The sequence below is a fragment of the Bacillus sp. HNG genome (assembly GCF_003400205.1).
Classification (GTDB): Bacteria; Bacillota; Bacilli; order Bacillales; family Bacillaceae_L; genus Ferdinandcohnia.
In genome coordinates, this window is the sequence record NZ_QUQV01000015.1 from 61,006 (window position 1) to 70,503 (window position 9,498).

Genomic DNA, 9,498 nt, shown 5'->3' on the forward strand with positions numbered 1-9,498 from the left:
CAATTATAATGCCTTTTCAAGCAATTTTGGTTTCGCGAAAATCATGCGTCCCGCTGATGTTTGTAAAACACTCGTTACAAGCACTTCAATGCGTTTTCCAATATAATCGCGACCTTCTTCGACCACAATCATCGTACCGTCATCTAAATAAGCGACACCTTGATTATGCTCTTTTCCATCCTTAATGACTTGAACGCTTAATTCTTCACCAGGTAATACCACAGGCTTCACCGCATTCGCAAGATCATTAATATTTAACACTGCTACATTTTGCAGCTCGCAAACTTTGTTTAAGTTAAAGTCATTGGTCACGACTACACCCATCGTTAATTTTGCAAGCTTCACTAACTTACTATCAACCTCTTGGATATCGTCAAAATCCCCTTCGTAGATTTCAACTTTAATCGCAAGTTCTTTTTGAATTCGGTTTAAAATATCCAGTCCTCTTCTACCGCGGTTTCGCTTTAATACATCTGAAGAATCTGCAATATGCTGAAGCTCCTCTAACACAAACCGTGGAATGACAATCGTTCCTTCAAGGAATCCAGTTTGGCATATATCTGCAATACGCCCATCAATAATAACACTTGTATCTAAAATTTTCAGTTTTTTGGCTTGTTGGTTTACTTCCTCTTCCTCCAAGCCCTTCTTTTTACCAGATCGGTTAATAGAAAATAAATTCACAAGTTCATCCCGCTTTTTAAAGCCAACTTGAAAACCTAAATATCCTAAAAGCAGGGTAATGAAAATAGGAAGCACTGTATTTACAACCGAAAATGAAATACGGTCTAATGGAATCACAATTAAAAATGCTACAATTAAACCAGAAATCAAGCCTAAGCTTCCAAATAAAACATCTGTAACAGGAGCCTTAATCAATGACTCTTCTAGCCATTTAATTAAACCTACGATATAATCTACCAACCAAAACGTAACAATAAATAATATAATAGCACCTAAAATCGCAAGCGTATATGAATTATTTAGATATGGAATATTGTCGATATTTAACAGCTTTAATACATCCGGTAGATAGACAATTCCAAGCATACCTCCGACGATTAGAAAAAAGAGCTGCACAATACGTTTTAACATTCCTTCACCTCCTCCTATTCATTATAATCACTTTATAATAATTGAAACCTACAATAAATAGCTTTTTTAAAATGTAAACAGAATGACATAGATGTGTAAAAACGCTACTCATATATTATTTTTAAATCCTAATAAAATTATAACTGCTTTGGTAAAAAAATATTTTTATTCGGCTTTTATAAAATATGGATGTCCACCTGTTTCACACTTACTATACGAATAAAGCAATAAAAATGTTTCATTTTCACTAGATTTTTTGACTCATTATTTTAGGTTATTTTCCTAATGTATGTTGGATGGCTTGCCTAATATCACTTACACCTATCACTTCTATTCCCTTTGGAATGGTCCAACCACCTAAATTACGCTCAGGAAGAATCACTCGCTTGAACCCAAGCTTTGCCGCTTCCTGGACCCGCTGCTCAATACGAGAAACACGTCTTACCTCTCCAGTTAACCCTACTTCGCCAATAATGACATCTGTTGGGTTCGTCGGCTGATCTCTAAAGCTAGAGGCAATGCTTAAGGCAACCGCCAGATCAATCGCTGGTTCGTCTAGCTTTACACCACCCGCGACCTTCAAATAAGCATCTTGATTTTGCAAAAGAAAACCTGCTCTTTTTTCTAATACAGCCATTAATAAAGAAACCCGGTTATGGTCTATTCCTGTTGCCATGCGGCGTGGATTTCCAAAACTAGATGGGGATATCAGTGCCTGAATTTCAACAAGTACTGGTCGTGTACCTTCCATAGATGCAACAACTGTTGACCCGGCAGCACCAGCAGAACGCTCCTCAAGAAATATTTCCGAAGGATTAGCAACTTCTTCTAGACCAGTTTCCTTCATCTCAAAAATGCCCATTTCATTCGTTGAACCAAAACGGTTTTTTACAGCACGTAAAATACGATACGTATGATGACGTTCCCCTTCAAAGTAAAGAACGGTATCCACCATATGTTCAAGCAAACGAGGACCTGCAATATTCCCCTCTTTCGTAACATGACCTACGATAAAAATAGCAATTCCATTTGTCTTCGCAATTCGCATTAGTTCCGCCGTACATTCACGCACCTGAGAAACACTACCGGGTGCCGAAGCAATGTCAGAGTGATAAATAGTCTGAATCGAATCGATTACGACAAACGATGGGTTTAACTCGGTAATTGTCTGGGAAATAAATTCAAGGTCCGTCTCTGCTAAAACATACAATTGATCGGAGGAAACGCCTAGACGGTCAGATCTTAACTTTGTTTGTTTGACCGATTCTTCTCCGGAAATATATAAAACTTTGCTTTGTTTGGCTATTTGAGAGGATACTTGTAATAGCAAGGTAGACTTCCCTATACCCGGGTCACCCCCAATTAAAACAAGTGAACCACGGACGATTCCGCCGCCAAGTACTCGATTAAATTCCTTGTTTGTCGTATACATTCTAGGTTCATTTTCTGACTCGATTGAAGTGATTGGTGAAGGCTTGCGCTGAACAGTGGGGCTTGAATGAGCAAAAGCACCTTTTCTAGCTGGTTTATGTAGGGTTTCTTCGACTAATGAATTCCATTCTCCACATCCAGGGCATTTCCCCATCCATTTTGGTGATTCATAGCCACAGGACTGACAGGTGAATTTCGTCTTTGTTTTTGCCATCGTCATTAATCCTTTCTTTATTAGAAAAGCGCAAGGAGCTCATCTTTAGGAGACAAGCACAAGATAATCGCCGACAGGAACGATTATCTTGTGAACTCGAGCCGATGGCACCTTGAGCTAGATATTTTCTAAAAAAAGAGGTATACATGAATCAATTATTGATGTATACCTCTTTTACATTTACGTCTTTTTATTTCACTGCTTCTTTTGTTACTTCGGTTTCTATCGTTTGGATTACGAATTCTTCGTTAACGTAGTCCATAACGATTTTCTTTCCTTTTTCTATATTACCGCGTAATAGTTCTTCAGACAAACGGTCTTCAATTTGTTTTTGAATGGCACGGCGTAATGGACGTGCTCCGTATTCTGGATCATATCCCTCTTCTGCAATTCGGTCTTTAGCCGCTTCTGTTAATTCAAGCTCAAACTCTTGCTCCTGCAGGCGTTTTGTTAACTGATCTACCATTAGGGTAACAATTTCCCTTAAATGCTTCTTCTCTAGTGAGTGGAAGACAATCGTTTCATCAATACGGTTAAGGAACTCCGGACGGAATGCTTTCTTTAACTCTTCCATTACCTTATCCTTCATGTTTCGATAATCTTGCTTCTCATCATCAAGTGCAAAGCCAACATATTTATTACGCTTTAGTGTGCTAGCTCCAACGTTTGATGTCATAATTAAAATCGTATTTCTAAAATCAACCGTACGGCCCTTAGAGTCTGTCAAACGCCCATCCTCTAGGACTTGAAGTAAAATATTGAACACATCTGGGTGTGCTTTTTCAATTTCATCTAAGAGGATAACAGAATACGGCTTACGGCGAACCTTTTCTGTTAATTGGCCTCCTTCTTCATAGCCTACATATCCTGGAGGTGAGCCTACCAATCTTGATGTTGAGTGCTTCTCCATGTACTCAGACATATCTACACGAATCATTGCATCTTCATCACCAAAAATGGATTCAGCTAAGGCACGCGCTAATTCTGTTTTTCCGACCCCTGTTGGTCCTAGGAATATGAATGAACCTGTTGGGCGCTTCGGATCCTTTAATCCAGCCCGTGAACGTCTTACAGCCTTAGAAACTGCCTTTACAGCCTCTTCTTGACCAATCACACGTGAATGAAGGATTTCCTCCATATTTAGTAATTTATCGGCTTCTGTCTGGGCTAGTTTTGATACAGGAACCCCAGTCCAGCTTGATACAACCATTGCAATATCATCGACTGTTACCTCAGAATTCTCTTGACCCTGTTTTTCTTTCCAGTTTTTCTTCGTTTCTTCTAACTGTTCACGAAGGCGTTGTTCGGAGTCACGTAAGGAAGCAGCTTTTTCAAATTCCTGACTTTGAACAGCTGCATCTTTTTCCTTACGCACCTCTTCAAGTTTTAGTTCAAGCTCCTTTAGATTTGGCGGAGCTGTATAAGAGCGAAGACGAACCTTTGAACCCGCCTCGTCAATCAAGTCAATAGCCTTATCCGGTAAAAAGCGATCGGAGATATAACGATCAGAAAGCTTAACCGCTTGGATGATTGATTCATCCGAGATGGATACTCTATGATGCGCCTCATAACGGTCACGTAATCCTTTTAAAATTAAAATGGACTCCTCTACCGTTGGTTCATCCACCTGGATTGGTTGGAAACGACGCTCTAAAGCAGCATCTTTTTCAATATACTTGCGATATTCATCTAATGTGGTTGCACCGATACATTGTAGTTCACCACGAGCTAGAGATGGCTTTAAAATATTTGAAGCATCAATTGCACCCTCTGCACCACCAGCACCGATTAGTGTATGAAGTTCATCAATGAACAGAATGATATTTCCTGCTTGGCGAATTTCATCCATAACCTTCTTCAACCGATCTTCAAATTCTCCACGGTATTTCGTACCTGCAACAACAGTACCCATATCAAGTGTCATCACACGTTTATCACGAAGTGTTTCTGGAACTTCATTGTTAATGATTTGCTGGGCTAATCCTTCAGCAATTGCTGTTTTACCTACACCAGGTTCCCCTATTAAAACAGGGTTGTTTTTCGTACGGCGGCTAAGCACTTCAATTACACGTTGAATCTCTTTACTACGTCCAATGACTGGATCAAGACTTCCTTCTCTTGCAATCGCCGTAAGATCACGAGCTAAACTGTCTAGGGTTGGTGTATTTGCATTAGCAGAACCACCGCCATGATGCCCTGATGATGACTCATTGCTTCCTAATAATTGTAAAACCTGTTGGCGAGCTTTATTGAGACTCACTCCAAGATTGTTTAATACTCTTGCAGCGACACCCTCGCCTTCACGAATTAATCCAAGTAGGATGTGCTCTGTTCCTACATAGGAGTGGCCAAGCTTACGAGCCTCATCCATTGACAACTCAATTACCTTTTTCGCACGTGGTGTGTAATGGATGGTCTGTGAACCTTCCTGACCACGGCCAATTAGGGCTTCTACTTCTTTTTGTATTTTTTCAGGTCCTAATCCAAGTGCAAGCAACGCCTTTGCGGCAATTCCTTCGCCTTCGCGTATAAGACCTAATAATACATGCTCAGTTCCAATATTGTTATGTCCCAATCGTACAGCTTCCTCTTGAGCTAACGCTAACACCTTTTGTGCACGCTCAGTAAATCTGCCAAACATCATAACCCATCACCCTCCATGTCAGTAGTCTTATTATTTTCTAGTTTTAATCTTTCTCGAATGATAGACGCCCTTCTGACGTCCCTTTCATTTGGCCTTAATGCCCCACCGGCATAGACCTGCAAGAATCCAGGTTGAGTTAAAATCATGAGTTCATTAAGAATGGTTCTTGATATATCTTTTATATAGCCAAGATCAATACCCAATCGAACATCTGACAAACACTTAGCTGCTTCTTTCGATTCAATGATCCTACTATTAGCTAAAACCCCATAGGAACGAAATACACGGTCCTCTAATTGTATGTTGGAAGTCTTCACAAGTGCTTCTCGAGCAGAGCGCTCTTGTGCAATTAACTGTGCAACTACACTCTTTAAGTCTTCCACAATATCTTCTTCTGTCTTTCCAAGCGTAATTTGGTTGGATATTTGAAAAATATTCCCTAACGCCTCGCTGCCCTCACCATAAATTCCTCTTACAACTAAACCGAGTTGATTGATTGCTGGAATAATACGACTCATTTGATGTGTAAGGATGAGTGCTGGAAGATGCATCATCACGGATGCTCTTAGTCCTGTTCCTACATTTGTTGGGCAACTTGTTAAGTATCCTCTAGTTTCATCAAATGCATAATCAACATGTTCCTCTATCCAATCATCGAGGTTGTTCGCAACCTGCAAAGCCTCTGATAATTGCAACCCTGGGAATAAACATTGTATTCGGATATGGTCCTCTTCATTAATCATGATGCTAATTTCTTCATTTTCAGATAAAAGACAAGCTCCTAACTGAGAATTTTCAGCTAAATGTGGACTTATCAAATGCTTTTCAACCAGTACCCTTTTTTCATTCGGCTGAAGCTCCATCATTTTTAATAATTCAAATTCCCCAATTGAGGGAAAACTCTTACCAGCAAAACCTTTATGAAAGACATCGACTATTTGTGCGGCCTCTTCATTTGAATAAACCGTTGAGAAAGGTACATTTTTCAGATTTCGAGCAAGTCTAATCCGTGAACTTAAGACAATATCTGAATCAGGACCTTCTTGACTCATCCAAGCACTCAAAGCTTGATTGATAAAATGCTCAAGTGACATTGATTAAACCTCCCCTTCTTTGTAACCACTCAGTTTCTTTTCTAGTTCTCTTACGTGGTCACGAACATCTGCAGCTTTTTCAAATTCCTCGGAAGATATATACTCCTGCATCTTTTGCTTAAGTTGTTCAATCTCTTTCCGAATATGGAATGAGCCTCCGATTCGTTTTGGAATTTTCCCTGTATGATGTGTATTGCCACTATGCAGACGTTTTAAAATTGGGGTGAGTTGTTTTTCAAAGGTTGGATAGCATTGCGAGCAGCCAAACCGACCTACCTTTGCAAATTGTTGAAAAGTCATTTTACAGTTCTCGCATTGTAAAACTTCATTTTTTTGAAATGCATGTTGCTGTGAACCTGTAAGTGGCTCAAACTGAAGAAGTCCTGCTAATAAGTTATCTATTGAAAAGCCAGATGTGCCTGGAAACATGAACATCTCACTTTTTTCTTGAGCACAATGTTCACAAATATGAACCTCTGTCTTTTCACCATTAATCACCTTTGTAAAATGAAATGTCGCAGGGCGTTGATTACATTCTTGGCATATCATGATAACACCTTCCTATTACCTTTTATCTATACATAAGGGATGTAAGCATGGCCTTTAACATTCTTGCTCTTAGTTCATCCCGATGTGGAAGCTCAATAAACAAGACAGAGCGGTCAATCACGCTTAACATGATCTTCGCCTCTCTTTTTGAGATTACTTCCTCCTCAATCAAGCGCAAAATGACATCCTCAGCACTTGTTTGCGAGATCCGTTTATCGATAAGGCGTACAAGCTGCTTAATCAGTTGAGAATCATCATTCGTTTTCACCCTCATAATCCGAATGTAGCCTCCGCCACCTCTTTTACTTTCCACCAAATAACCTCTCTCTAACGTAAACCTTGTATTTATCACATAATTAATTTGAGATGGGACACATTCAAATTTATCGGCAATCTCACTTCTTTTTATTTCAACTATAGCTCGATCACTTGTATCAAGAACACTTTTTAGATATTGTTCAATGATATCAGATATATTCCTCATTATGACCACACCTCACCTTGACTTTGACTATATTTGACTATAACTATAATATAAAATGACTGCACTAATTTTTCAACTGTTTCGCATGTGAAATTGAAAGTAGAAAAAGGCAATCATTTACCATTTAAATGGCTTTACTATCCTATACTTTCCAAACCCGGTACATCTCTAAACACCAAATCAAAAAATTTTTTGTACCATTTCCCGCTTAGACATTTCTTCATATAAGCGTAAACGTTCATTTTTACTTGCCACTTCCACATCAATTGTGTATTGGCAATTGTTTTCTACCTTATCCTTTGAATACTTAATATTAAAATCTTTCACCCTAAAACCATTATCCTTAAATAATTTTAAAATAGATGAAGATGAGGAAATATTCTCATGAATAATGATATGAACGACTTTTCGTTTTCTCGATTTAAAAAAGAACTCTTCAAATCGGTTTAGAAAAATCAAGCTCAATAATACAACAATTGTTGTTAATATGGCAGGAGCATACATCCCTAATCCAATTATTAATCCTAAGCCCGCAACAACCCAAATTGACGCTGCGGTAGTTAGCCCTCGAACCGTAGCATCCCTTACCAAAATAGTACCCGCACCCAAAAAGCCAATACCACTAATTACATATGAAGGGATTCGCGCCGGGTCAAAACGGACATTTGTACTCATCTCTAAATAAGGCTGAAACCCATAGATAGACATCAGCATCATTAAACAAGAACCAACTCCAACCAGTAAATGTGTACGGAAACCAGCAGGATGTTTATGTACCTCTCTCTCCAATCCAACTAACCCGCATAATAACGCGGCCATAAAAATGCGAAGTGACATCGTAAAAAATTCTTGAGTTTGGAACGATGCAAAAAATTGTGCCATGTCACATCCCCCCTGTTCTATAGACATAGACCTGTAAATTACTTATTCGATAGGAAATATAAAATCCCCTTTAATCTAAATAGAAAAAAGGTAGTGTTTTATCATTATACGAATCGTTCAAAACGTTTATGATTATCCAAATTACCTTTTTTAGAATAGTGTTTTAGTCATAAGACCTTAAACACTTTTTATCATAAACCATGCATTTAATAATATAGATCATTTTGAAATGTAAAATTTAACATTGATATATGAGGAGTTATTTTTTATATGATGAGGTATATTGGTATATGGTTATCGATTCGTATATATGCATGGGACTACGTGCAGATTGATAAACAATTATAGCGTTTGTGAGTTTGTGGGTTTGGGTATACCAGTTATCGTTTTGCGATTGGGTGATATACTGTTTATGCTGTTTGCGGGTTTAGCGCTTCCTAATTGTTTTCAGTTATTAAAAATGACAATCTAAAAAAGCTTGTGTATTGGCTTGTGTTACCTATTCCTTCATCAAACCATGAATTGGCACTTTTCGTTACCCTTTCCATCATCACAATTCCAAAAGTGGAATGTTTAATCCTTTTTCGTTACCACTTCCTTCTTCACAATCACAAAAGTGGAACGATTACGCCGTTTTCGTTACCTATTCACTTGGAATCAACCTCAAAACGGGAACGATTCAACACCCTTCGTTACTCTATCCTATATAACCATATAACAACTACTAAATAGGCACGTTTTGCTATCCCAACAATTCCACTCAAAAAACAATATAAAAAAAGACCAACCATATTGGCTGATCTTCTGTGTGCCTAGCGACGTCCTACTCTCACAGGGACAAAGTCCCAACTACCATCGGCGCTGAAGAGCTTAACTTCCGTGTTCGGTATGGGAACGGGTGTGACCTCTTCGCTATCGCCACTAGACTATGTTGAAGGATTCATTCCTTCAAAACTAGATAACGCTCCTACATTCATCATTTTGGTTAAGTCCTCGATCGATTAGTATCAGTCAGCTGCACATGTCACCATGCTTCCACCTCTGACCTATCAACCTCGTCATCTTCGAGGGATCTTACTAGTTTAACACTATGGGAAATCTCATC

The 9,498-nt window shown here is 38.8% G+C and carries 7 protein-coding genes and 2 rRNA genes; all 9 read right to left on the minus strand.

Annotated elements, in window-relative coordinates; genetic code table 11:
• Positions 1-3: 3 nt before the first annotated feature.
• A complete protein-coding gene (locus DZB84_RS20435) occupies positions 4-1,095 on the minus strand; it encodes a PIN/TRAM domain-containing protein (RefSeq protein WP_116354162.1) in 1,092 nt (363 codons plus the stop codon).
• Between the two features lie 274 nt (positions 1,096-1,369).
• Complete coding sequence (gene radA / locus DZB84_RS20440) at positions 1,370-2,740, minus strand: DNA repair protein RadA (protein WP_116354163.1); 1,371 nt, start codon at positions 2,738-2,740, stop codon at positions 1,370-1,372.
• 190 nt (positions 2,741-2,930) lie between these two features.
• Entirely contained in the window at positions 2,931-5,384 is a 2,454-nt protein-coding gene (gene clpC / locus DZB84_RS20445; RefSeq protein WP_116354164.1) for an ATP-dependent protease ATP-binding subunit ClpC, read from the minus strand.
• On the minus strand, positions 5,381-6,478 hold the full coding sequence (gene mcsB / locus DZB84_RS20450) for a protein-arginine kinase McsB (protein WP_116354165.1): 1,098 nt from the start codon (positions 6,476-6,478) through the stop codon (positions 5,381-5,383). Before mcsB ends, clpC begins: the two co-directional genes overlap by 4 nt.
• Before the next feature lie 3 nt (positions 6,479-6,481).
• A complete protein-coding gene (gene mcsA, locus DZB84_RS20455; protein WP_116354166.1) occupies positions 6,482-7,027 on the minus strand; it encodes a protein-arginine kinase activator protein McsA in 546 nt (181 codons plus the stop codon).
• Positions 7,028-7,049: 22 nt separating this feature from the next.
• Positions 7,050-7,514 (minus strand): CtsR family transcriptional regulator, encoded by a 465-nt coding sequence (locus tag DZB84_RS20460; protein ID WP_411266279.1) that lies wholly within the window; start codon positions 7,512-7,514, stop codon positions 7,050-7,052.
• Positions 7,515-7,691: 177 nt separating this feature from the next.
• Complete coding sequence (locus DZB84_RS20465) at positions 7,692-8,393, minus strand: MgtC/SapB family protein (protein ID WP_116354168.1); 702 nt, start codon at positions 8,391-8,393, stop codon at positions 7,692-7,694.
• A gap of 810 nt (positions 8,394-9,203) precedes the next feature.
• Positions 9,204-9,319 (minus strand): 5S ribosomal RNA (rrf, locus tag DZB84_RS20470).
• Positions 9,320-9,374: 55 nt separating this feature from the next.
• Positions 9,375-9,498: ribosomal RNA gene (locus DZB84_RS20475) — 23S ribosomal RNA — on the minus strand; the annotation flags it as partial.